The following is a 25,224-nucleotide window of genomic DNA, read 5'->3' as shown; positions in this document are numbered from 1 at the left end:
ATTGTATTATTTTTCAAAGGGAAACAGAGGTTTAACAATATTAATGTTGATGCACTTTTTCTAGTAACCACATGGAAGCAACAGCACCAATATAGTGAGCAGCAATACCATTAATGTTAGCTACTACTATAAACACATCCATCCCTCGAATAATCTTATTAGGACTAATAATTGCTACTCCTGGGGGTTGGGATACAACTTTTGCCACTAACAGACTCACACTTGTTCCAGACCCCAAAATAGTTAGAAGCATTCCCACTAAACTCACCACAATCCCCATGCGGATAGCTGTAATTGTATCCGTTTTACTAGGATGTAAAGTTGGATTAGGATTATCTAACCGTCTACCTATGCGCGTGTAACGAAAATCCCAAAATACACTAAATAACAACAACAAAATTCCAGTTACAGCCCAAAAAATACCAATTCCTAGTCCGGGATTTGATTGACCGACAAAATCACGACCAGTATAAGTAAATAATAACAATAAGCCAGAAACCAGCGCCAATGCCAATTGAACCCATAACATCATCCATCCTGTCAGACGAATTTGATTGGCAATTTTATGCTTTGATGTTCGTCCATATGACCGTACCAGCGATCGCACTTCTGTATGTGGTTGCATATCATTTTCCTTATCCCCCCAAATAAATATTAAGTTTCCAGCCCCGCCTCATACACTCACCCCTAGACATAACTACTGCGTCCCACTAATGCCATACTCCTCACAAAGGTTATCACTGGCAAACTAATCCAAAAATCACACCAACTTGGTTACTTATGGTTTTATACTTACTATTAGAAATTGTTACTTGCCCATACACCCGTAATGTTAAGGATGCCTAGTCTTCGGGTGGGTGCAATAGTCCGTGGTACAGGTTTTATTATTTGTTTTATATTGACCTTAGTAATTTTATTTATTTCTGGTTTGTAAGCATTGTTACTAGTTCATTATTTTTTGTTGTGGAGTCCCATCAGTACCTATACTACCTGGCAAATGATTCACCTCAATCTTCAACATGCGTGAAATTTTCAGGTAAATCATCAGCCTTACTCAAAATAAATAAACTACCATCTCCTCCCCGTCCAATTCTCCAGTTTTCATCTAAGTAAGTAATATCAAGAGTAGCCACTCTACCTTGGGGATTATTAGCAGGAACTACCTTAAAGGGGTTAAATTGGGGAGTATTTAAGCCAAAAATCTTCTCAATACATAGATAACGTTTGTCAAAGTCCACATTGATCCGTTGATTTGGTAAAGGCCATAAATCATCTGTGGCTGGTTCAAAACTAGCTGTTACTTTCACGTATCCCGAAACTATTCCCAGAGGATGTTTCACAACAGCCAAGTTGAAAAATAGTTTATTGATAACATCAATTACCTGATAAACTTGACCCAACTTTAATCCCAATGGTAACGAATCCAAAGAACGGATTTCTCTAGCGGTGGAGTATAACAATTTCCAAGGGCCATTGAGCATAGAAATACCAGACAGGAGAGGTTGAGGATGAGGGTTGCAGCTTTCTAGTTCCGCGACTAATTCTGCAATTTCTGCCGCTAAGGTTTTGTCTAGCTTCAAATCAGTGAGAGGAGAATCAAAATTGTTTTTGCTTTGAATCTCCTGTAGGACAGCCTGTAATTTCTGCTTGATCAAAAGTTGAGTATTCAAGGGTCAAATATTTTCCGGCCATAACGTGCAGTTAAACAATCAGCCGGATTAGCTTGATTATACAACCAAGCCCACATCTGATCACCAAAAGAAAAATGCCACCACTCCCTAGGATTGCGTTGAAACCCAGCTTTTAACATCACATCATACAATAATTGCCGATGAGCATGATATTGTTTTGCTTCTGATTGGTCACCACAGGCATAATAATTGGGGTGCGATCGCTCTGACAATTCATCAATTAGCGAACCCATATCCACTATTTTTCCTGCATTATCCACCAGCGTCACATCAACAGCTGCACCCGTACTGTGAGGAGGGGGAGTTTGTTCATCCAAACTCGGTACAGCCCAAATTTCATAAACCGACTTCCAAATTTCTTGACGTTGCTGTGGTGATAACTCAGCCTCAGTCAATCCCTGCTGTTGTAACCCTTGAGCAAAACTGTAATCCACCATAAACTGTTGTACAGCCACCGGGCGATAGGCATCAAAAATTTGGATACACCAACCAGGACAAATTTTTTGTAGGTAATTTTGAGCTTGAATTAAATTCCTCACCACACTTGCGCGCAAATAATAAGGAGAATGCTCCCCATAGGGCGCACCGAGTTTTTCATAAGGATGGGGAGACTCCACCGCCAATAATTGTAAGGGAATTGCCACCAATGGTTCACCGCATTCTACTATAGGGATTTGGTGATAAAATCTCATTCGTTTTCATACTTAGTGTGAAAGATAATAACTATCCTACTATGTAAATATTTTCACGAAACGAGACTCTACTTATTACCAAATTTTTAAGGGATTTCCTGGGTTGATTTTTCAACTTGCTAAAGATAGATTTTTGAGAATATAAAAATTTTAGACCAGTATTGTGACCCCTCACCTTACAAAGGCATGGGGGTATATGGCTTACAGTGGTGCCATAGCCTAAACACTGTTTTAATGCACCAATTAACTATTACGGAAGTTCAATCAAAAAAGCTGAAATAGTGATTCTGATGTGTTGAACCTCGGTCGCTTGCTGGGTAAGGGTTTCAGCTGTTTTGTTAGTATACTAAAGTCCATTTCAGTTGTTGAGTTTATTGAACCTCGGAAAGTGCCTCTAGACTTCTTGCAGGGTATGGGTTTAAAATCCAAGAGTCCCCACTCGCTGGGGACATCAATTGAATGGAAACGCAGCTAACGCCGCTAACTCTGAGAATGAATCCCTTGAGTCCCCACTCGCTGGGGACATCAATTGAATGGAAACTTGTATCTTAAGAATCTCAGTGCCTATGTCAACGGCATTGTCGTCCCCACTCGCTGGGGACATCAATTGAATGGAAACCAGCTAGAAAGTGGGCTGGGGCTGATCCCTTTTTCCTCGTCCCCACTCGCTGGGGACATCAATTGAATGGAAACTTTACTGAGGTTAGTCCTTGGCTTTTGAATACTTTTAATTCGTCCCCACTCGCTGGGGACATCAATTGAATGGAAACGGCTTGCGCCCCCTGAAGAGTTTTGCTGTTATACTCAAGTCCCCACTCGCTGGGGACATCAATTGAATGGAAACTTTTCATTGTAGACGGGAGTATACCCCCCGGAGGAGGAGTCCCCACTCGCTGGGGACATCAATTGAATGGAAACAGGGAAGTACCTCTCCAAGATAGCCCATCATAGCTAGTCCCCACTCGCTGGGGACATCAATTGAATGGAAACTCATAGCTAACGTGCTTTCGCACATCAGCTAAAAAGTGTCCCCACTCGCTGGGGACATCAATTGAATGGAAACTAGGATTAGAAATGGTTGCCGTGGCCATAGAAAAATGGTCCCCACTCGCTGGGGACATCAATTGAATGGAAACAAACCCAAAGGACTCTCCCTAAAAGCCAAGGGAGAACTTAGTCCCCACTCGCTGGGGACATCAATTGAATGGAAACTCCCTTTTGGTTAAATGAAGATGTTTGTTTCTTAATTGTCCCCACTCGCTGGGGACATCAATTGAATGGAAACATTATTGACTGATTTAGGAGAGTTACAAGAAAATTTATTGTCCCCACTCGCTGGGGACATCAATTGAATGGAAACAGGCTTTCCCATCTGGGCTGATGGCTACGGACTGAAGTCCCCACTCGCTGGGGACATCAATTGAATGGAAACCATTCCTGCGAGGAAAGAGATTTAACAAAACTTAGGGTCCCCACTCGCTGGGGACATCAATTGAATGGAAACTTCCAGAGTTTTATTGACTTCCTTATTATTGTCGCACCGAGTCCCCACTCGCTGGGGACATCAATTGAATGGAAACTCTACGTAGAGTTGGTTTCCGTTATCTTCTACGCTAGTCCCCACTCGCTGGGGACATCAATTGAATGGAAACTTAAACCCAAAATCCACAGCCATAATGTCCTTTAGCAGTCCCCACTCGCTGGGGACATCAATTGAATGGAAACATTGCGGCTGGTGCGGGGGCATAGATTTGGAGTACGTCCCCACTCGCTGGGGACATCAATTGAATGGAAACACATAATTATTAGATGTAACTGCTGCTGCTTTTTTAGGTTTGTCCCTACTCGCTGGGGACATCAATTGAATGGAAACAACTCTTCCATAGCGAAAGCTTTTGGTATAAATATAAGTCCCCACTCCCTGGGGACATCAATTGAATGGAAACCTTTAAGAGTTTTTTAGCTCGTAAAGTTTTAACTACAGTCCCCACTCGTCGGCGACATTAATCGAATTAATACTGTAGACATTATGGCCAACGCCACGCCATCGCCATCGGAAAATGTCTCTATCCAATGTGGGTACTAAGTGGGGCGATCAATTTGTCCCATTATCTGATATTTTGGAATTTGCTCCCTTGTTATTTTTTCGACTATGCAAGTCAAAAAACAACCCATTTATCAGTTCCTAGAAGGCAGAAATAAAAGTTTTGTCATCCCTGTATATCAAAGAGATTATGCTTGGAAAGTCAACAACTGTAAAAAGCTGTGGGAAGATATTATCGATTTGCAAGATTCTGGTAAACGCAGTCATTTTCTAGGAGCTTTAGTCAACATATACAACCATCAAGACGAATGGATGGTGATCGATGGACAACAAAGACTAACTACCATTTCCTTACTATTGTTGGCTTTAGCCAATTACTTGAAAGACACACAAAATAAAACATCATTGGAAGCAGATTTGCAAGAAGATATCTTAAATGACTACTTAATTAACAAAAGATGTACAGACAAGTCACAACGCATTAGATTAAAGCCTAACACGAAAGATAAATCTTACTTTCAAAGCTTATTTGATAACTTACATATTAAAAAGAGTGACTCAAATATTATTCAAAACTATCTATTTTTCTATGATAAAATATCTAGTCGCCATATTTCAGTAGCTCATATATTTGAACTGTTCAAAAAATTAGAAATTGTTCATATTGAGCTTGAGAAGGGTATTGATGACCCCCAATTAATTTTTGAGAGCTTAAATTCCACTGGAGTTAATTTAACAGATGGAGATTTAATCAGAAATTATATTCTCATGGATTTAAGTCAATCAGACCAAGAGCAGCTTTATAATAACTACTGGATTAAAATCGAAGAGCTTTCTGGTAATGTAGCCAATTTTATTCGTATATTCTTAATGTTTAAATTGAAAAAAAGTATTACACAAAGTGACAGGGCTGTTTATAATGAATTTAAGCAATATTCTAAAGATAAATTTTCCCGAGATAGTTCTAGCATCCTGCAACATCTCCTCAAGTATGCTGAAAATTATAGCTACTTTATCAATATTTCCGATCATCCTGATAAAAATATTAATAAAGCTCTCCATCGGTTACATTGCCTAGAGTTTACAGTATGTCATCCGTTCCTCATGGACGTATTTGACTTATTTAACCAAGGTATTATAGTTGCGTCTGATGTCCAAAATATCATTCAACTAATAGAAAGTTATGCTTTTAGAAAAATCTTAGTTAACAATTCAACCCAAGGACTAAATAAATTCTTTATCACATTATCTAAAGAAATTAAGAAGGAACATACTTGGGAAGAAAACTATTTTGATATTATGTCCTTTATCATTAAAAACAAGTCTGCTAATCTCAAATTTCCATCTGATGAAGAATTTAGAGAAACACTTATCCATAAAGAAGTTTATAAATTAACTCCTAAAAACAGAGACTTTCTCTTTGAAAGCCTAGAAAATTGTAACTCTGATTATCAGATTGATGTTGAGAACTTGACAATTGAACATATTATGCCACAGAAACTCAATCACCAATGGAAACAGGATTTAGGAGATAAGTATTCAGAAATTCATGGCAAATATTTACATACTCTGGGTAATTTGACTTTAACAGCAAAAAATACTAGCTTATCTAATAAAGATTTTAAAACTAAGCAGAAAAATGATTATTACTATAGTAAGGTAAGTTTAAATTCTGAATTAAAAGATATTGAAGAGTGGAATGAAGACTCTATTGTCGAACGAGCTAATACACTAGCAGAAAAAGCAGTTAAAATATGGAAGTATCCAGTACCTAAGTCAACTTATGCAGTATATGGTTCGACTAAAGATGTTCAAGAAGATAAAATTCGTGACTTTGCTGAAGGGGAGTTTACTAATACTAAACCTAAAACTTTAATTGTGGGAGAGGATAAATATAAGATCGAAACCAAAACCTGGCGAGAGGTAGTGAAAAAAATCTGTGAAATTTTGTTCAATGAATCTCCAACAGAATTTAAGTCGATCATGACTAGTGCAGAATTCAGTCGATCCTTTTCCAATCAGAAAGACAATTCAAAATTAAGATAACCCATAGAATTCACAGATTTATATTTTGTCGAAAGTCATGGAAGTTCTAATTCTATTGTCGCTTTCTGCTGTAAGTTATGTAAGAAATTAGATTTTAATATTGAAAACATTTCTATAGAAATCTTTTAGAGGATATTTTAAAAGTAAGAGGCTGTTATACGCCAAATCTCGCCACTGTTTTCAAGGCTAATAGTGACTCTATGTCATTGGCGAGGTTCTACTTGTCGCTATTTGGCGATATTCAAAAAAGTTTGTCAATATACCTATCTAGGTCATGACCCTTAATGCGCCAGGCTCTCCCTATTAACTTGGCTTTTAGTTCCCCAGAAGCGATCGCCTCTTTTAAAACCCTCCCCCAGAATTGAGCTAATATAAGTTCTACTTATACTAAGTATAATTTTTATTAAAAAAATACCCCTTGCCAAACATTTGTAAACAATTGTAAAGTAGTTTCACAGGCAGAAAACAAACCTGTCTAATACATACAAAAACAAACGCAATCATAAACAAATGACCGCAACCTTACAACAGCGCCAAAGCGCCAACGTATGGGATCGCTTCTGCGAGTGGATCACCAGCACCGGCAACCGCATCTACATCGGTTGGTTCGGCGTACTAATGATCCCCACCCTACTAGCCGCCACCACCTGCTTCATCATCGCCTTCATCGCTGCTCCTCCTGTAGATATCGATGGTATCCGCGAACCAGTAGCAGGTTCATTAATCTACGGAAACAACATCATCTCAGGTGCAGTAGTACCTTCCTCCAACGCCATCGGCTTACACTTCTACCCCATCTGGGAAGCAGCATCCTTAGATGAGTGGTTGTACAACGGTGGTCCTTACCAGTTGGTAATATTCCACTTCCTCATTGGCGTAGCCTGCTACCTAGGACGTGAGTGGGAACTATCCTACCGCTTGGGAATGCGTCCTTGGATCTGTGTAGCCTTCTCAGCACCAGTAGCAGCAGCTACCGCAGTATTCCTAATCTACCCCATCGGACAAGGTTCATTCTCAGACGGTATGCCTTTGGGTATCTCAGGAACCTTCAACTTCATGATAGTGTTCCAAGCAGAGCACAACATCCTCATGCACCCCTTCCACATGTTGGGAGTAGCAGGTGTATTCGGAGGTTCCTTGTTCTCAGCAATGCACGGTTCCTTGGTAACTTCCTCCTTGGTACGTGAAACAACAGAAACCGAATCACAAAACAACGGTTACAAATTCGGACAAGAAGAAGAAACCTACAACATCGTAGCAGCCCACGGTTACTTCGGTCGCTTAATCTTCCAATACGCATCATTCAACAACAGCCGTTCACTACACTTCTTCTTGGCTGCATGGCCAGTAATCGGTATCTGGTTTACCGCACTGGGTGTAAGCACCATGGCGTTCAACTTGAACGGTTTCAACTTTAACCAATCAGTAATTGACTCCCAAGGTCGCGTCATCGCTACCTGGGCTGATGTAATCAACCGCGCTAACCTGGGTATGGAAGTAATGCACGAGCGTAACGCTCACAACTTCCCCTTAGACTTGGCTGCTGGTGAAGTTGCTCCTGTTGCTTTGACTGCTCCTGCAATCAACGGTTAATACTTAAGACCTAAGCAGTAATTTCTCTACTACTTAAAAGCGCTCTTCCAAATGGGAGGGCGCTTTTGATTTTAGCCGGCTTGGTTAGGTGCGATGCCAATCAGACAAAATCACTCCTGGAAGAGTTACCGAGGCGATAGGGAGCATTTTTGCGGTGATTGCTACTCCTACCGTTTCACAAAATCTCGTGCACAGTCATTGAGACCAACTCTACCCCCATTGCTACGGCTTGATTACCTGTTTCTGAGATCATGTAGCTGTGTAGAGAGTGTTTCACAATTAAGGGTTCTGTCCTACAGCAGTCTTCAGGATTTTGAACGTTTAATGTATTTGATTTCGTTCATTGTCCATTATCCGGGTATTGGTAATTTACAGTTAACTTGTCCCAGTATGCTAGAAGGTATTTTGGGGAAGGTTCCAGATTCCAGCAGTGCTTCCGGATAAATCACTGCCTCTATGGCTAAATTACACGGCAATATCTACACTCAACCCCAGGCAATCGCATCGGATTTACACTGGCTACAAGAAAATCTTTTTGTTGATATGTTCATATTAAGACTATTCCTGATTCTCCCTCTTTGCCTATCACTGTAGCAGCCCCAGTTACTTCTAAAATCACCCCAATCCACCCTTATTCTCATTTCCCGGCTTTCCAAAGATTGATGTAAATTATTCGCTTCATTCTCCATCACCCGTTTTTACAGAATTGGGATCAAGCTAGTTTCTCAACTTTGGTATCTGCACTCAAGGAAGATGGGATTATTCATGATGATGGTTTAGATTCTGTCCGTAAGGATATTGAAGAGGTTCTAAAACCGTGTGGGACTTTACGTAATTTTCCTATGAGAGAAGGTTACTTTCCCCCCACGGGTATTTTGTCACAATATGAATCAATTAAGGTATTTGAAGTTATTCAGTCGCAAGCTAAAAGTTTAAATGATCCTATAGCTTGGGAAATATTTGAAACTTTTGCTACGGAGATGGCAGAAACTAAATTAGTTGTAAATCAAATGTATCCGGTACGGGCGATCGCTAATCGCAATATGATTGATCCAGAGTATTTACCATCAAATGCACTGGCTAACAATTTACCCCAGTTAGAACAAGCTATAGCCAACAGACAATTACTAGAATTGAATTGTTTTGCAGGTGCTGGTAAGTTTACTTTGGATGAAAAAAGCTTTTTTTTAGCATTTCCCTTGCAAATGCTATTTAGTAACACTCCTTGGTATTTGGTTTATGAGTGCGAAAGCGGAAAATATGCTGGTTTATTTCGATTTGAACCTTTAAATAGATTATTTGTGGGTCAGCATCAAGAAAAATCCCCGACCATAGCAGAACAAAAAAATTCTTTAGAGAAATTACAAAAATTGGCCACGGCGAGTGCGGGACTTTTTTGGGACACAATATCAGTGACCAACATCAGTTTTTGAGTGATGGTTTACAAGAATATTCTCCAGTGTGTGTGGCGGTGGAACTGTGGTTTAACAATACCATATATAGACTTATTACTGAAGGTATTAATAGATTTCCCACGAGGCAAATAAAAATGTCTACACCTGTCCAAAAAGGGGAATTAGGTTTACCCAAATCAATTTTTTGTCTAAATAAAACCAAGGATGAAGATTTTCCTAATTGCTTTCGAGTAATATTACCTAAATGGTCTTTGAATGACGTAAAACTTCTCCCCTGGATAGTGGGTTTTGGCAGAAATTTGAAGGTAGTACAGCCACGATAATTAGTTGATAAGGTGAAAGGAATGGCGAAGGCTGTTTTTGAACTCTATCAATAATTTATCCATACCATTCAGGTAACAGCTAACTACGCGGGTCAAAATTTCTGATGAGTAAGGATCTTTATTTTGTAAGAAAGTCCAGGGAGCCAAAACCACTGAGATAAAGTATCTTCCCCAAGAGCCCATACCCTATTGTATTTTAGGCGGTGGATGTAGGCCCTTGCCTCCGGCACTGCGCTCCGTGCAATCTCAAAGCTTCCTTAGATGCAATTCATCAGGTAGTGTCATAATGTCTTTGTTATTCAATGTATATTTTAACAGTCTCACTGCTAACATTGCCAGCAGCAGAAGCAAAATAAGAGCTTGTCCATAGACTAAGTAATTTTAGTAAACGGGGGAAATATTGTCTAAGCAGACGAGTCTTTTTCTTCCCATACTTCCCAAATAATAGTCCTTAAACTTTTCTCTACATCACCTACTAAAATCTTCCTGCGTCTCTTTGGTATCCATACAAGATGATAGTTTATCCAAGAAACAGAGTGTTTTTTTATTCTATGTTGTTGCATTTTACTAAAAACTCTTGTAGATTTGTGCGTTACATCTACATTTAGGAGGTAATACACGATGTAAACCCATCGGCAAATACTTCCAACCTAGCAAAAAATAGGAGAGGGCACTTTCGTTCCCGTAGCATGCCCTCAGGCATATTAACGCTACAGGAGTTGAGTTCTCTAATTTCCTTCGCCCAAGCCTAGTTGAGCAAGTTTTGACGGTAAATGTAAAATCTCCTCCCCTAAAGGCAAAGTAGTCTCAAGACTTTTTTTTCCGTACACGCACTTCTACAGCTAAAAACTTAATAAAACATAACATAGCTTGAGAAAGCTTATGATAAAGTATAAGAGAATTTAATATTTTATTCAGTTATGTAATTTACATTAACAATCACAGAGAATTGATCCGAGAGTGAGTAGAATAACAAATACGGTGACGACTAATTCACGAATTAGTTATCCTAGATAGATGGATTCAACTTTAAGTCCTCAGTTAAATTAAGCATAGTGCTTCTGGGGCGTCCCAAAGAAAACTAAGCAAACCAAGTCGAAACCACATCTTAACAACTAGAGAGCTTCCATAATCATAATGCCTGTGATTGAGAAAAAACGAACTCGCGATCTGCCCCAAATCAACGAGCGCATCCGGTTTCCTAAAATTCGAGTCATTGATACTAATGGCGCGCAACTAGGAATTATGCCTCCACAAGAAGCACTACAACTAGCTGAAGAAAAAGAGCTAGACCTAGTACTGCTCAGTGATAAGGCTGACCCACCGGTTTGTCGGATCATGGATTACGGGAAGTACAAGTTTGAGCAGGAGAAGAAAGCGCGGGAAGCCCGGAAGAAGCAGCACACGGCTGATGTGAAAGAAGTGAAGATGCGCTACAAAATCGAAGAACACGACTACAATGTGCGTGTGAAGCAAGCAGAGCGCTTCCTCAAAGAAGGTGATAAAGTGAAGGCGACTGTGATGTTCCGGGGTCGAGAGATTCAACACAGTGACTTAGCAGAGCATTTGCTCAAGCGCATGGCCAAGGATTTGGAATCGTTTGGGGAAGTGCAGCAAGCACCGAAAAAAGAGGGTAGAAATATGATGATGCTGATCTCCCCCAAAAAGTAGTACCTGAATTTATCGAGATATCAAGCATAAAAACCATAATTTATCGACAATTTGGATCTAAAACCCCGTCCCTCCAAGAAGGCTTTTTGGCAAGTTTACAGATAGTCGCCACAGGGTATGGGGACACCCTCAACCGATGTAGAGCTATTGTTAGACTACGACACCAGCAGGTTGCTTTGATAGCCGACCCAGGATAGCCATAGCGTCAAGGAATGCTCGTTCTCAAAGAACGAGGAGGTACATCGAAAGTAAGAATTTCTAACCGTCCCTCACTGGTTGAAATTTTCAGTAAGCTGATATTCCTGAGTGCTGAGTGATAAAAATAATACTCAGTCCCTCAGGTTTTTTGCTGTTGATAAGGATGATAAAGACGAGAAGAATGAGAGTAAATAATAGTTTATGTTCTCCCTTGTCTGATTCTGAATTCAATTTAGCGTAGCTGCCAGTATATGGCATTGAAAAATGACTGGTTTGTTGGGCAAATAAACGCTTTACGCCACGACTATCACAATGGGTAAATCTTCAACCAGAAGAAGGCGCATGCACCGTTACAATGTTTTTTTACACTCCACTATCAATGAGCTTGCGCCATGAAGAGGATAGTACAGTCACTCTATTTTTAAATAAAAGTGCAGTTTAATTGCCACTTAAATAAAATATCATATTCAACTTTTAATTATGATGATGGAATCAGCACTTGGTGAAGAAATTATCACCAGTAATCTCAAGCAGTTTCTTTTGGTACTTTCGGTATCTTTGGGGGTGGCAACCTTACCGCAAATATTTAGTTGGTTTCGCCACATACCCTATACCCTGCTGCTGGTGATTGTGGGCTTGGGGTTGGCATTTGTTGATGTCCGCCTTGTCACTCTTTCACCTGAATTAATTTTGTTTATTTTTTTACCCCCTTTGTTGTTTGAAGCCGCATGGAATTTGAGATGGAGAGAGTTAAAGCGCAGTTTGCCGTCAATTTGTTTGTATGCAGTTTTGGGAGTGGTAATTTCTATTGCGGGGATAGCAATTGGTCTAAATCAAGTGGCCGGAATATCTTTAACTACAGCTTTGCTGATTGGTGCTAGCTTATCTGCCACTGATCCGGTTTCTGTGACTGCTTTATTTCGAGAATTGGGTGTGGGTAAAAGTCTCACCACTATGATGGAAGGCGAAAGCTTGTTTAATGATGGTATGGCGGTGGTTGCCTTTGGCTTTTTGGTGGCGCTATCTTTGGGAGATGCTGATTTGGTTTTGCAGCTAATTTTATTACAACTTTTCATAGTTATTGGTATTGGCGTAGCAGTGGGAGGATTGATTGGTTTTGGAATTTCTTATTTAACCCAACGCTTTGATTTGCCAATGGTGGAACAATCTTTAACTCTGGTTTCTGCTTACGGTACTTATTTGATTATTGAAGAATTGGGTGGTTCTGGGGTAATTGGAGTGGTAACCACAGGGTTGATTTTAGGTAACTTTGGTTCTCGTGTGGGGATGAATCCCCGTACTAGGGTGATTGTATCAGAATTTTGGGATTTTTTAGCTTTTTTCGTCAATTCTATTGTATTTTTGTTGATTGGCGACCAAATTCGCTTTACTGTTTTGGGGGAAAACCTAGAAATTATTACTATCACGGTAGCAACGATGATTTTAATGCGGGCAGTTGCTATTTATATTCTTAGTAATTTGAGTGCTGTGATTACTCAAGAGCAAATTCCCTTAGCTGAACAAACTATTTTATGGTGGGGTGGGGTACGAGGTTCTGTTTCTATTGCTTTAGCCTTGAGTGTACCCATAGAACTACCAGAACGACAAAAAATTATTGCTACGGTGTTTGGAGCAGTTTTATTTACTTTATTGGTGCAAGGGTTGAGTATTAAACCTTTGTTGCAAAAGCTGAATCTGTTAGGTGATGCACCTCTACGCGAGAAATATGCAGAACTGGCTAGCCGTCACATCGCTTTAGAACGGGTTTTGGGACAACTCCAGGAAGATAAGCGCCCAGGTATTGACCCTGAGTTTTACCGTTACCAGGAAACATTGATTAAAGGAGAAATTAACAATCTGCAAACGAAAATTCATAAGTTACAGATTGAATATCCGAATATTCGCAGTTTCATCACCGAACAGTTCCGGGAGGAACTCTTGGCCATTGAGGCAGATACTTACGCAGAGTTTGTCCGCGCTGGTCGCTTAAATACAGAATTGGCTCCTATGTTAGAAGATGTTTGGCAGAACCGGGGTAGTCATTAATTACGAATTATGAATTGCAGCCAGATGTTTCTTTCCACTTATCTAAGATATCTTTAAACACCAGTTCTTCTATCCAAGTTTTGGCAACTACCGCCAACGGCAGCGCCATTACTAATCCTAAAGCCCCAAAAAAGCCGGCGAAGAAAATTTGTGCGGTGAGGGTAAAGGCTGGTAAAAGCGCTACCTGTGCGGCCATGACTGTGGGAGTTAGCCAGTAGCTTTCTATATTCTGAATTAGTACATATAAAATCAAAACAGCGATCGCTTTCCAAGGTGTATCGAGAAACGCGATGGTCATGGGTAAGATAACGCTTAAAGTGGGGCCAATATTAGGAATAAAGTTGAGTAATCCTGCTAGTACAGCATGAGCCAGTGCGAGGGGAACTCGTAAAATTAGCAACCCCAACCCACTCAGAAAGCCAATAAACACCATTTCAATTAAAGCACCAATTGTCCAGTTTCCCAAACCTTCCCCGCATAAGGTGAGAATCTCCTCTACCCGATGGCGATAAAATAGCGGGAAACACCGCACAAAAACTTTACGATAAGGTTGGGGATTTACTAACAGCATTAAAGTTAACACTATTACCAGTAAAAATTCTAAAGTTGCACTAATTCCAGTAGAGAAGAAAGCGAGGGCTTGTCCCAAGAGATTTTCGGTTAAGGGCTGGACTTGTTGAATTAAATTATTAATGTCTGGTAAGTTCGTCACATAAGGTCCCACAATCGTACCTTCTAACCAAGTTATCATCTGCTGAATGCGAGCTACTCCAGAGGGAAACAACTGCACTAATTGCTGAAACTGTTCGATAAAAGGTGGCACAATCAGCACAAAAAAACCAATTAATAAGATGACGAAAATCAGAATACTTAGCCACACAGACCAAATTCGCTGCATCCCAGAGCGTTGAAATCGTCTCACTAGCTGGCTAATGGCTGTTGCCAGTACAATGGCTGTAAATAATAGTAATAATAATCGGCGAACTTCCCAAAGTATATAAAGTGAGCTAATAAGTGCAAAAAATCCCAGCAATTGCCCAATTTTCATATTTTCCTGTTTGATTACATCACTATATCTACTGATTAAATGTCCGTTATTTCTATTGGTAGAGGTTTAATTACTTATTAAACGCTAATCATTTTATGTATAAATTTATCTGAGATTATTCTCGCTGATACAAATTAACTTAAAAGTCTGATCAATTAATCATGAAAAATAAGTTATTGCAAATTTTATGGATTGCAGGGGCATGGATGGGGCTGATTTTAACTGGATGTGAACAGGTAGTGCAGTATTTACAACCATTACCCAGCGTTGAGATTCTCTCAGATAAGCCAGTATATGCGCCACAAGTAACCAAATAGAAATTGCAATTCGAGAACGCATTAACGAGCTCCGTGAAGAAAAACAACTCCACATTCTCAAGCATAATGAGAAATTAGCACAGGTTGCTGGTAACTACAGCCGACAAATGGCAGAGAAAAACTTTTTTAGTCACATTGGCATTAATGGGAGCACTCTCCAAGATAGAGTTAGTGATGCAGAAATTATGTACTGGGTGATAGGTGAAAATCTGTTCAAGGGTACGAATGTTCCTCAACCTGTAAAAGTCGCATTTGACGGTTAGATGAAAAGTCCCGGACATCCCGAGAATATTCTCTGTCCGGTTTTTACAAAAACCGGTGTAGGAGTTTGGCAAGTTAACAATACCTATTACATAACTCAGTTGTTCTTGAGGCCTTAAGACAAGGACATGGCCATTTGGCAATCCCACCCTCATAAAGTATTAAATTCTGCTGTAGGTATTGACTGATGGACGTATTTTTTAGGCGATGAGACCCAAGATTATTTCTATCTAAAGGTGGTGATAAAAGTATTGCTATGATTGTAAAAAAGTAAAATAGCAATTAACTTTAGGAGTTATAAACAATATTTAAACTTATTTTCATAAGAATTTATTTAGCTGCTTATCTATCAGGTAAAAATGGCTTTAATTAAGGTAAATTAAATAAAAATGTAATAACGATATCCCGGAATTTTCGAGAAGTTATGAATGAATAATCTCATGATTTTATTGTTAATTATGTTAACATTTTTACTATGATTTTGTCTATTTTGTTCCGAAAAAAAATCATAAATAATTTATGAGCTAGATAAAATGAAATCTAACATTAGCAATATCAATTATCAATTTAGTTAAAAATTGCCAATTTTTATATTGCTTGAATTGATCTGTCTGACAACTCACAAAATGAAATTGGAGTTAAGGCTATGGCACTTTTTGGCTATCATGCTTCCCATGAGCAATTTAAGCCGAGCGTTCTTTTAGAATACGTACAAGCAGCCCATAAAGCTGGATTTACCAGTGTATCTTGTTCTGATCACTTTCATCCGTGGAGCGATCGCCAGGGAGAAAGCGGTTATGCTTGGTCTTGGTTGGGTGCAGCGATGCAGAGTACACCCTTGAAGTTTGGTGTAGTTTGCGCTCCTGGACAGCGCTATCACCCAGGGATTATTGCCCAAGCTGCGGCTACTCTTAGTGAAATGTTTCCCCAACGTTTTTGGTTAGCATTGGGTAGTGGACAAGCATTAAATGAGCAAATTACAGGGGATTTTTGGCCTGCGAAACCTGTACGCAACATGCGTCTGAAGGAATGCTCTCAGGTAATACGCGCCCTGTGGACAGGGAAAACTATTACTCACTACGGTTTAGTAAACGTTGAACAAGCAAAGCTTTATACCAGACCACTAATAGCACCGTTGATTATTGGTGCGGCCATTACTCCAGCAACTGCTGAATGGTTAGGAAGTTGGGCAGATGGACTGATTACTATTTCTCATCCCTATGAAATGCTCAAGCAAGTTGTAGAAGCATTCCGGCGGGGTGGTGGGGCAGGAAAACCAATGTATTTGAAAGTACAGCTTTCCTACGCAGCCCAAGAAAGTACAGCTTTAGAGGGAGCATTTGATCAATGGCGGACAAACGTTTTTTCAAGTTCTGTGTTGAGTGACTTGCGTGATCCGCAGCAATTTGACGCGATCGCTAAGTTTGTTAAACCAGAAGATATGTATAAACACATCCGCATTTCTAACGATATTCAACAACACATTCAATGGTTGCAGAAAGATATAGAACTGGGCTTTAACGAAATTTATCTCCACAACGTTAACCGCCAACAACAGACTTTCATCGAAGCTTTTGGCAAACAAGTAATTCCATCTCTTCAAGGTACTAATTAACCAGTCAATTAGCAACTATGGGAGTAACTGTCAGCCCACCAACCAATGCACCCCATCAGTTGCTCTACTTTGATCCACATCCACTCCAATGGCCAGGAGAAATTGAACTTCAGGATCTGGAAATTGCCAATTACCGTGTAGATTTACAGTTTTGGCGTGAAGATAATATTACTTATTGGGATGCTGTGGTTAAATCTGGTAAAGTTGGTATAAAACAACAATCTTGGCAAAATGATTCCACTGTTAATCGGAATGTGTAAGTGTATACTGCCGTTACGTACATAAACCATCCCTTGAGCCATCGCTATAGACTGCTTTGAAACGAGCAAAAATTCTCGGATACTTGCGGTACTAGCCTTGGATGTAAACATGGGTTGCTATTTACCATACAACCGGGAAGGACATCTTCACCCGACAAGCTGAGATTTTTTGTTACATTTTCAGTATAAATGTAAAAAAATACACTTTTTTATCCTATTCATGAGTCGGGAAATGACGAAAAACATGAAAAAAATTTTAATCATTGAAGATGAACCTCACATCAGAGACAATATCCAAGAAATTTTGGAACTATCAAATTTTGAGACGATAGTTGCAGACAATGGGTTAGATGGTTTGCAGTTGGTTAAAGATAAACATCCTGATTTGATTCTTTGTGATTTGATGATGCGTGAGTTAGATGGTTATAGTGTTTTAACTCAACTGCGTCAAGATAATGCCACTGCAACAATACCTTTAATTTTTCTAACTGCAAAATCACAGTGGTCAGATGTACGCAAAGGGATGGAAATGGGTGCAGATGATTACCTAACTAAGCCTTTTCAACCTGTTCAGTTATTACAAGCAATTGCCACTAGATTGGAGAAACAATCTATCTGTGAGCAAAGAACTCAAAGAAAGTTAAATGAACTCAGCAGTTGTATAAGTCACTCACTGCCCCATGAAATAAATACTCCTTTGAATCATATTATAGGAATGTCACAATTATTGATAGAAGAGCAGGGAATACTTTCCGATGCGGAAAACTTAGGAATGCTCCAATCAATTCATAATGCTGGTCTGAGGCTGCATAGACTTACTATGAATTTCCTCATGTATGCAGATTTGGAATTAACAGCATCTAACCCTGAAAAAGCAGAATTTTTTCGCCAAAAGAATGCTAAAAGCTATGTGAAATCAGTAGTTCAAGATATAGCTCTAAAAATTGCCCAAAATGCAAATAGGTCGGCAGATTTAAGTATAGAGATTTGCGATGCTATAGTCAAAGTTTCTCCCGTCAAGATTAATAAAATTGCCGCAGAAATAGTTGACAATGCTTTTAAATTTTCCCGACCCAATACACTAGTAAAAATCATCGGGTATAGCAATCATAATTACTTTCATCTGTCTGTAACTGACTACGGTCGCGGCATGACTAGGGAGCAAGTTGCTAACGTTGGGGCTTATGTGCAGTTTGAACGAAAAATGTATGAACAACAAGGTTGTGGTTTAGGACTATTAATTGCTAAGAGGTTGGTGGAATTATCGGGAGGAAATTTGACAATCGAGAGTGTAGCTGGGGAGCAAACTACAGTTAATATTGTTCTGCCCCAGTAAGTTGGTCAAGTTGTGAATATTTGCAAGATTTTCACTATTGTAATAAAGGAATGCTAACTGTAAATATTGTTCCTTCTCCTACTCGACTATTTACGCTGATTCCTCCTTTGTGCAAATCCACGCATTTTTTGACTATGGCCAGTCCTAAACCTGTGCCAGAAATTGTACCAACGTTAGATCCTCGATGGAAAGATGAAAATAAATTAACTTGATCTGCTTCAGGAATGCCGATGCCACTATCACTGATTTTAAAAATGATTTGATTATTCTTTTTAAGAAAACTAAAATTCACTACATTATGGTGAGGAGAGTATTTAATAGCATTAATCAGGAGATTGGTAAGAATTTGCCGCAACAGTTTTTTGTCACCTTGAATAATCAGGGAATCGTCGCAGATTTGTTGGTCTAAATCTAGTGATAAATTAATTGTATGTTGGGTATGAGTAGCTTCTATTTCTTCTTTGAGATGGTGACAGAAAGCCATGATATCTACTGGTTCTAAATTTAATTCTATCTTTTTGGCTTCAGCCCGATTAATCATTAATACATCATCGAGAATTTGGGTGATGTGTTTGACAGTGTTTTGGATAGTTTGTAGATGTTCTTGTTTTCTTTGTTCCGTGAGGCGATCTGTAAAGTTTTGCAAAATACCAGATGATGAAGAAATAATAGCTAGAGGTGTACGAAACTCGTGGGATGCCATAGAAATAAACCGCGATTTTAATTCGCTTAATTCCTTTTCCTTTTCTAGAGCTTGACTTAATTCTGCCGTGCGTTCAGCAACTCTATTTTCTAACTCCTCTGTCAATTGTATGAGTTGTTGGTTCTTAATTTCTAAGGCTTTATTTAACTGGCTTAAATGCACATGGGTACGTACACGAGCAAGTAGTTCTTCTTTTTGAAATGGCTTGGTGATATAGTCTACTGCACCTAAACTCAAACCCTTAACTTTATCAAGGGTATCAACGCGAGCCGTCATAAAAATTATAGGAATTGACTGAGTGAGAGGATCGGCTTTAAGTTGCTGACAAACTTCAAATCCATTGATATCAGGCAACATAATATCTAGAAGAATTAAATCAGGAATATCACGATAGACTTGTTTAATGACATTTAGACCCTGTGACTCAATGCGGACATTATAACCCACCAAGCTCAAGGCATGAGCAAGGACTTCTAAATTTGTAGGATTGTCATCTACTACTAAAATAGTGGCGCAGTTAGGCAAAGTTTCCAACATCAGCATATCCATAAATAATTTTATTTCTAATACTCATAGCTGATTTCAATATATTTATTTAGTTAATGTGCTGAAACGCTGATGGCGCGAACTATTTTTATACTCTAGCCTAAGATATACAAGTGTTAAATAATACATTTTATATAAAACCCTAAAAATATAACCGTAGTCTCACTTAAGTAATAAAACGTAAAATATTGTACTATTTAAATATTTACACTTATAGACTATGAACTTTATTCATTGTTATAATCCGTTTTAGCGTGAAACAACAGTAGCCGGAACAGCATAAACAATTATATTTATACGTACCCAAAAAAAGTGAAAAAATTTGATTAAGAATTTAAATCATCAGCTTTTCTGTTATGTTCCTTAAGAATTATCATTAGTGTGTTTTCTAAAGCACAAAAATTATAATATACTGAACTTAGTATACTGGCCTACACTGTTTAGGTTATCAATAAAGTCAGAATCGTTGCTGAGTTGAGAACATGAAATGCGAGATTTATGTTTTTTTTCTTCATACCTTTGCGCCTAAGCTAAGTCACGAAATCTATAGGTGGTGGGTGAGGGTAACTCATATTTATAAAAAACTCTACTTATAAAAGCTTTGGAAGTGTTGAAAAAGTATGTCTACCAAATTTTTTTTTACTTCAAATATAGAGCAAATTATATTACCTTGCCCTTTGACACTTGGTGGTGAAACTCTGGCAATTGAAGCAGTAAGGTTAATGAGCCAAATTCGTGACACTTGCAGTCTGACATCAGCAGTTGTGCCATCAGATGGCAATTCGCTGAATTATTTAGAACAAGCTAGTTGTGTTTTAGTAGTTGAACAGAAAAAGTTAGTTGGTATCTTCACAGAAAGGGATATTGTGAAATATACGGTACTGGGGATGAATCTGGAACAAGTCACCCTCAAAGAGGTCATGACTCAGAATCCAGTCAGTCTGAGAAAATCAGAATTTAAAAATATTTTTATTGCCCTGAATTTATTTCGTCAGTATAAAATTCACCATGTACCTATTGTCAATGATAATGATCATGTTGTCGGGTTGGTAACACCAACAACAGTCCGTCAATTAATACGAGCGGCGGATATGTTAAAAATGCGCTCTGTTAATGAGGTAAAGTCTACTGAGGTCATCCAAGCACCACCAACAGCAACCTTGTTAGATTTAGCGAAATTAATGGCGAAGTATTCTGTGAGCTGTGTAGTGATTACAACATCAGATTCCCAACCCATAGGAATTATCACAGAACGAGATATTGTGCAAATACGGGCTTTGGAGTTAGATATCTTCACAATTCAGGCTCATGTTGTGATGAGTTCACCTCTGTTTTGTCTACGTCCTCACCAGTCTTTATGGGAAGCTCATCAACAAATGCAAGATCGGCGCATCAGACGTTTGGTGGTGGTGGGCGATGGTAATGAATTGCTCGGAATAGTCACTCAAATGAGTATACTGTCTTCCATTGACCCACGGGAGATGTCGGAGACGGTCAATTTTTTGCAGCAAAAAATTTATCAATTAGAAGCAGAAAAAGTTGAGATCCTAGAAAAGCAAAATATAGAACTAGAAAGACAAGTCCAGGAACGCACCAGACAATTAATACAACAGGCCAATTCAGACCGACTCCTGGCTACCTTCTCTCAACAAATTCGCAAATCCTTGGAATTAAATTCTATTTTGCAAACTACTGTCTCAGAAATACGGGGATATTTGCAAACAGAACGAGTCATAATTTACCAATTTGAACCAGAATGGACTGGCAGAATTGTTGCTGAGTCCTTAGCACCAGGAACAATGTCTCTTTTCGGTGATGTTATCTATGATCCGTGCTTTGGAGGGAATTGGGTAGAAGCCTACACTCATGGGCGAGTAGGAAAAATTGAGGATATTTATACTTGTGGGCTTGCTGATTGTCATATCCAGCTTCTAGAAACAGCACAAGTCCGGGCTAATTTAATTATACCAATTCTCTGTGAACATCAGCTTTGGGGTTTATTATGCACACATCAATGCTCTCAACCGCGAATTTGGAAAACTGTAGAAGTTGAATTACTGGAAAAATTATCAACCCAAATAGCGATTGCTATTCAACAATCTCAACTGTATCAACAAGTGCAACGGGAATGGAAAGAACGTAAGCGTATGGAAGAAGCCCTACGCAATATTTCTTTGGGAGTTTCGGCACAAACAGGAGAAGTATTTTTCCAATGTTTGGTGCAGTATTTAGCCAAAGCCTTGACAGTAGATTATGCCTTTGTGGGTCGGTTGGTAAATGAAGAAACAGATTATATTGAAACTGTAGCAATTTGTGCAAATGGCCAGATTTTGGAAAATTTGAAGTATCCTGTGAAGGGTACTCCTTGTTACGACACAATTCGCAAAAATGTTAAAGATGTTTGTTTTTATCCCTCGCAGGTACAGCAACAATTTGCCCTAACTACCGTGCTAGCAAATATGAATGTAGAAGGTTACATGGGAATACCTATCCATGATTCTACAGGTCAAGTATTAGGAATATTGGCTGTATTCAGTGGGGAAACTCTGCATGATATCGAGTTTATGAGCGAAATAATGCAAATTTTTTCCGTGCGAATTGCTTCAGAACTAGAACGTACTCAAGCACAAATAAAGTTGCAAAAACTAAATGAAGAATTAGAAAATCGTATAGCTGAACGTACAGCACAATTAGAACAAATTAATGAAGATTTGTTATTAGAAATTAAAGACCGTCACCAAGCAGAAAAAACACTACAAAAACAGTTAAAAGCTATTGAAGCAACTATTGACGGCATTGCTATTCTGCGGGAGGAAAAATATCTTTATTTAAATAAAGCTCACGTCGAAATATTTGGATATGAAACACCCGAAGAATTAATCGGTAAAACTTGGCGAGAATTTTATTACCCAGACGAAATAGCACGTTTTGAACGTGATATTTTTCCAATCTTGATTCAAGAAGGTCATTGGCGAGGTGAGGCTACAGCAAGGCGACGTGATGGTAGTACTTTTTATGAAGAAGTATCACTGACCTTAACTCAAGATGGAGAGTTAATTTGTGTTTGTCGGGACATCACTGAAAGTAAACAAGCACAAGACAAATTACAAAAGCTACTTTTGGAATTGTCAGACTTTAAATACGCTCTAGACCAATCTGCTATTGTGGCGATTACAGACCCCAAAGGGACAATAACCTATGTTAATGATAAATTTTGTCAAATTTCCCAATATTCAAGACATGAACTCATAGGTAGTAACCATCGTATATGTAAGTCTGGTTGTCACTCCAAAGAATTTTTTCAAAACCTGTGGTCAACTATTACCAAAGGTCAAGTTTGGCGGGGAGAAATTAAAAATCGGGCTAAAGATGGCACTTACTATTGGGTAGATACCAACATCGTTCCTTTTTTGGATGATAATGGTAAACCTTGGCAGTATTTAGCTATCCGCAAGGATATTACTAAACGCAAGCAAGCAGAAGCCGACCTCAAAGAGAGCGAGTATAAGTTCCGTCAACTAGCAGAAAATTTAGATCAAGTTTTTTGGATGACTGACCCAAAAAATTCTCAAATCCTTTATGTCAGTCCTGCTTATGAAGTAATTTCGGGGCGCAGCTGTCAAAGTCTTTATGAAAATCCTAAATCTTTTATGGATTCTATCTGTGCTGATGATAGACAGCAATTTGCCATGAAAATACAGAAGAAGGAACAAGGATTTGATCTCGAATATCGTATTGTTAGACCCGACGGATCAATGCGTTGGATTCGGGATCGATGTTTTCCCCTCAAGGATAAAACTGGGGAAACTTATCGAGTAATTGGTATTGCTGAAGACATTACAGGAAGGAAAGAAGCCGCAGTTTCCCTTCAGCAAAGTCAAAACTTCCTGCGTCAGGTTATTGATACCAATCCCAATTTGATGTTTGTCAAAGATTTACAAGGAAGATATGTTCTAGCTAATCAAGCTTTGGCAGACATTTATGGGAAAACTGTTGAAGAATTAATTGGCAAAACTGATGCAGATTTCAATCCCAATACTGTTGAGGTGGCATACTTACAATCAGTAACTCAGCAGGTAATCAGGACATTGAGTCCTTATACTATACCCGAAATAATGATGATTACGGCTACCGGTGAAACTCGTTACTTTCAAATTATCAAATCTCCTTTAATAGCTACTGATGGTAAAGCTTATGGAATTTTAGGAGTTTTTACTGATATTACAGAACGTAAGCGGGCTGAACAGGAAATTTGCAAAGCCTTAGAGCGCGAAAAAGAATTAAGTGAACTGAGGTCACGTTTTGTATCTATGACTTCTCATGAGTTCCGTACCCCTTTAGCTGTAATTTCTTCTTCAACCGGAATTTTAAAAGATTTTGGTCACAAACTTGATGAAGAGAGAAGGAAAAAACATTTAGATTGTATTCAAACCTATGTCAGACACACAACACAACTATTGGATGATATTTTATTAATTAATAAAGCCGAAAATGGCAAGTTGGCTTTTGACCCTGCTCCCTTGGATTTAATTCCTTTTTGCCAACAGTTAGCTGAAGAAATCCAATTAAGTACCACAAATCACATTATTATTTTTTATAGTCTTGTTCAAAATAGTGTAATGGTAAACTTTGATAAAAAACTAATCCGGCAAATTTTGATCAATTTGCTTTCCAATGCTATTAAGTATTCACCCCAGGATACTACAGTTAATTTTCATATGGATATTCAAGATAAAAATGTAATTTTTAATATCCAAGATCAAGGCATTGGTATTCCTGAACAAGACCAAATTAAATTATTTGAATCTTTTCACCGTGCTAGCAATGTAGGCAACATTCCCGGCACAGGTTTAGGGTTATCAATTGTCTCCAAATGTGTTGAATTACATAATGGTTCAATTGCTATGAATAGTAAAGTGGGTATGGGGACAACTTTTAGCGTGCGAATTCCCTTATAATTTATGACTGTTTGTCATAGTTTTGCCAAAATACTGTTATTAAAGTTTATTAAAGTCGATGTTAGATACTTCTCAGTTATGAGCTTAATTCTGGTGATTGAAGATGAACATCAAATTCTGTTAAATCTGCAAGAAATTTTAGAGCTAGGTGATTTTTTTGTCATTACTGCTGCAAACGGTACAACCGGTTTAGAGTTAGCTAAAACTCAAAATCCGGATTTGATTATTTGTGATATCATGATGCCTGGGTTAAATGGCTATGAAGTCTTACAAGAACTGCAAGGAGAACCTAAGTTTGCTCATATCCCTCTGATTTTTCTCACCGCTAAAGCAGAGTGTAGTGATTGGAGTCAAAGCATCGCACTAGGCGCCGATTATTATATTACCAAACCTTTTGAGCCGATTGAAATTTTAGAAGCAGTAAAAGCATGTTTAGAAAAAAATTGAATTGAAAACAAAAT

General features: G+C 38.7%; 19 protein-coding genes, 2 pseudogenes and 1 CRISPR repeat array. Of the genes and pseudogenes, 14 read left to right on the top strand and 7 right to left on the bottom strand.

Annotated features, from left to right (window positions below; all coding sequences use genetic code 11):
- Positions 1-40 precede the first annotated feature (40 nt).
- Positions 41-625: a DUF3611 family protein gene (locus NWP25_RS16510; RefSeq protein ID WP_280699816.1), complete on the bottom strand. Its 585-nt coding sequence runs from the start codon at positions 623-625 to the stop codon at positions 41-43.
- 116 nt (positions 626-741) lie between these two features.
- Between NWP25_RS16510 and NWP25_RS16505 the strand changes: the two are divergent.
- Positions 742-1,027: pseudogene (locus tag NWP25_RS16505) on the top strand (tryptophan-rich sensory protein); the annotation flags it as partial.
- On the opposite strand, the gene NWP25_RS16500 reads toward NWP25_RS16505, so the two are convergent.
- Positions 1,008-1,670 (bottom strand): PAP/fibrillin family protein, encoded by a 663-nt coding sequence (locus tag NWP25_RS16500; protein ID WP_280657122.1) that lies wholly within the window; start codon positions 1,668-1,670, stop codon positions 1,008-1,010. The pseudogene NWP25_RS16505 and the gene NWP25_RS16500 sit on opposite strands and share 20 nt — an antisense overlap.
- Positions 1,667-2,383: a M15 family metallopeptidase gene (locus NWP25_RS16495; protein ID WP_280699814.1), complete on the bottom strand. Its 717-nt coding sequence runs from the start codon at positions 2,381-2,383 to the stop codon at positions 1,667-1,669. Before NWP25_RS16495 ends, NWP25_RS16500 begins: the two co-directional genes overlap by 4 nt.
- A gap of 431 nt (positions 2,384-2,814) precedes the next feature.
- A CRISPR array of direct repeats spans positions 2,815-4,329; the repeat unit is 36 nt; unit sequence GTCCCCACTCGCTGGGGACATCAATTGAATGGAAAC.
- A gap of 206 nt (positions 4,330-4,535) precedes the next feature.
- Between NWP25_RS16495 and NWP25_RS16490 the strand changes: the two genes are divergently transcribed.
- On the top strand, positions 4,536-6,473 hold the full coding sequence (locus tag NWP25_RS16490) for a DUF262 domain-containing protein (RefSeq protein ID WP_280699812.1): 1,938 nt from the start codon (positions 4,536-4,538) through the stop codon (positions 6,471-6,473).
- Between the two features lie 241 nt (positions 6,474-6,714).
- On the opposite strand, the gene NWP25_RS18750 is transcribed toward NWP25_RS16490, so the two are convergent.
- The gene (locus NWP25_RS18750) at positions 6,715-6,807 is read right to left on the bottom strand and encodes a helix-turn-helix domain-containing protein (protein ID WP_374914941.1); all 93 of its coding nucleotides are present in this window, start codon (positions 6,805-6,807) and stop codon (positions 6,715-6,717) included.
- 176 nt (positions 6,808-6,983) lie between these two features.
- Here NWP25_RS18750 and psbA point away from each other — a divergent pair, with 176 nt between their 5' ends.
- From psbA to NWP25_RS16475, 3 genes are all read left to right on the top strand, one after another.
- Positions 6,984-8,066 carry a photosystem II q(b) protein gene (psbA, locus tag NWP25_RS16485; RefSeq protein WP_280699810.1) on the top strand — a complete coding sequence of 361 codons (1,083 nt, stop codon included), beginning with the start codon at positions 6,984-6,986 and terminating at the stop codon, positions 8,064-8,066.
- A 731-nt stretch (positions 8,067-8,797) separates the two neighbouring features.
- Complete coding sequence (locus NWP25_RS16480; RefSeq protein WP_280699808.1) at positions 8,798-9,499, top strand: hypothetical protein; 702 nt, start codon at positions 8,798-8,800, stop codon at positions 9,497-9,499.
- Positions 9,500-9,615: 116 nt separating this feature from the next.
- Positions 9,616-9,804, top strand: coding sequence for a hypothetical protein (locus tag NWP25_RS16475; RefSeq protein ID WP_280650112.1), 189 nt, complete (start codon positions 9,616-9,618; stop codon positions 9,802-9,804).
- Positions 9,805-10,099: 295 nt separating this feature from the next.
- On the opposite strand, the pseudogene NWP25_RS16470 reads toward NWP25_RS16475, so the two are convergent.
- Positions 10,100-10,367, bottom strand: a pseudogene (locus NWP25_RS16470) (transposase).
- Positions 10,368-10,941: 574 nt separating this feature from the next.
- Here NWP25_RS16470 and infC point away from each other — a divergent pair.
- Together infC and NWP25_RS16460 are read left to right on the top strand one after the other, a co-directional pair.
- The gene (gene infC / locus NWP25_RS16465; RefSeq protein ID WP_280650111.1) at positions 10,942-11,475 is read left to right on the top strand and encodes a translation initiation factor IF-3; all 534 of its coding nucleotides are present in this window, start codon (positions 10,942-10,944) and stop codon (positions 11,473-11,475) included.
- 678 nt (positions 11,476-12,153) lie between these two features.
- A complete protein-coding gene (locus NWP25_RS16460) occupies positions 12,154-13,719 on the top strand; it encodes a cation:proton antiporter (RefSeq protein ID WP_280699806.1) in 1,566 nt (521 codons plus the stop codon).
- 7 nt (positions 13,720-13,726) lie between these two features.
- On the opposite strand, the gene NWP25_RS16455 is transcribed toward NWP25_RS16460, so the two are convergent.
- Positions 13,727-14,767 carry an AI-2E family transporter gene (locus NWP25_RS16455; protein WP_280699804.1) on the bottom strand — a complete coding sequence of 347 codons (1,041 nt, stop codon included), beginning with the start codon at positions 14,765-14,767 and terminating at the stop codon, positions 13,727-13,729.
- A 161-nt stretch (positions 14,768-14,928) separates the two neighbouring features.
- Between NWP25_RS16455 and NWP25_RS18585 the strand changes: the two genes are divergently transcribed.
- The 5 genes from NWP25_RS18585 (at position 14,929) to NWP25_RS16435 (ending at position 18,556) form a co-directional block, all read left to right on the top strand.
- The gene (locus NWP25_RS18585; protein WP_313959039.1) at positions 14,929-15,084 is read left to right on the top strand and encodes a hypothetical protein; all 156 of its coding nucleotides are present in this window, start codon (positions 14,929-14,931) and stop codon (positions 15,082-15,084) included.
- The gene (locus NWP25_RS18580; RefSeq protein WP_313959018.1) at positions 15,060-15,347 is read left to right on the top strand and encodes a CAP domain-containing protein; all 288 of its coding nucleotides are present in this window, start codon (positions 15,060-15,062) and stop codon (positions 15,345-15,347) included. Before NWP25_RS18585 ends, NWP25_RS18580 begins: the two co-directional genes overlap by 25 nt.
- Positions 15,348-15,991: 644 nt before the next feature.
- Positions 15,992-16,960, top strand: coding sequence for a TIGR03885 family FMN-dependent LLM class oxidoreductase (locus tag NWP25_RS16445; protein ID WP_280649513.1), 969 nt, complete (start codon positions 15,992-15,994; stop codon positions 16,958-16,960).
- A gap of 17 nt (positions 16,961-16,977) precedes the next feature.
- Positions 16,978-17,220, top strand: a complete 243-nt coding sequence (locus NWP25_RS16440) for a hypothetical protein (RefSeq protein ID WP_280649512.1) — start codon at positions 16,978-16,980, stop codon at positions 17,218-17,220.
- Positions 17,221-17,452: 232 nt separating this feature from the next.
- Positions 17,453-18,556 carry a hybrid sensor histidine kinase/response regulator gene (locus NWP25_RS16435; RefSeq protein WP_280691052.1) on the top strand — a complete coding sequence of 368 codons (1,104 nt, stop codon included), beginning with the start codon at positions 17,453-17,455 and terminating at the stop codon, positions 18,554-18,556.
- A 34-nt stretch (positions 18,557-18,590) separates the two neighbouring features.
- Here the strand turns inward: NWP25_RS16435 and NWP25_RS16430 are convergent, their stop codons facing one another.
- Positions 18,591-19,808 (bottom strand): hybrid sensor histidine kinase/response regulator, encoded by a 1,218-nt coding sequence (locus NWP25_RS16430; protein WP_280649510.1) that lies wholly within the window; start codon positions 19,806-19,808, stop codon positions 18,591-18,593.
- 617 nt (positions 19,809-20,425) lie between these two features.
- Between NWP25_RS16430 and NWP25_RS16425 the strand changes: the two genes are divergently transcribed.
- Positions 20,426-24,763, top strand: a complete 4,338-nt coding sequence (locus tag NWP25_RS16425) for a PAS domain S-box protein (RefSeq protein WP_280699802.1) — start codon at positions 20,426-20,428, stop codon at positions 24,761-24,763.
- Positions 24,764-24,841: 78 nt separating this feature from the next.
- The gene (locus NWP25_RS16420; RefSeq protein WP_280656238.1) at positions 24,842-25,210 is read left to right on the top strand and encodes a response regulator transcription factor; all 369 of its coding nucleotides are present in this window, start codon (positions 24,842-24,844) and stop codon (positions 25,208-25,210) included.
- Positions 25,211-25,224: the final 14 nt, after the last annotated feature.

The sequence above is a fragment of the Umezakia ovalisporum Ak1311 genome (assembly GCF_029891685.1).
GTDB lineage: Bacteria > Cyanobacteriota > Cyanobacteriia > Cyanobacteriales > Nostocaceae > Umezakia > Umezakia ovalisporum.
This window is presented reverse-complemented; position numbering and strand designations above follow the sequence as displayed.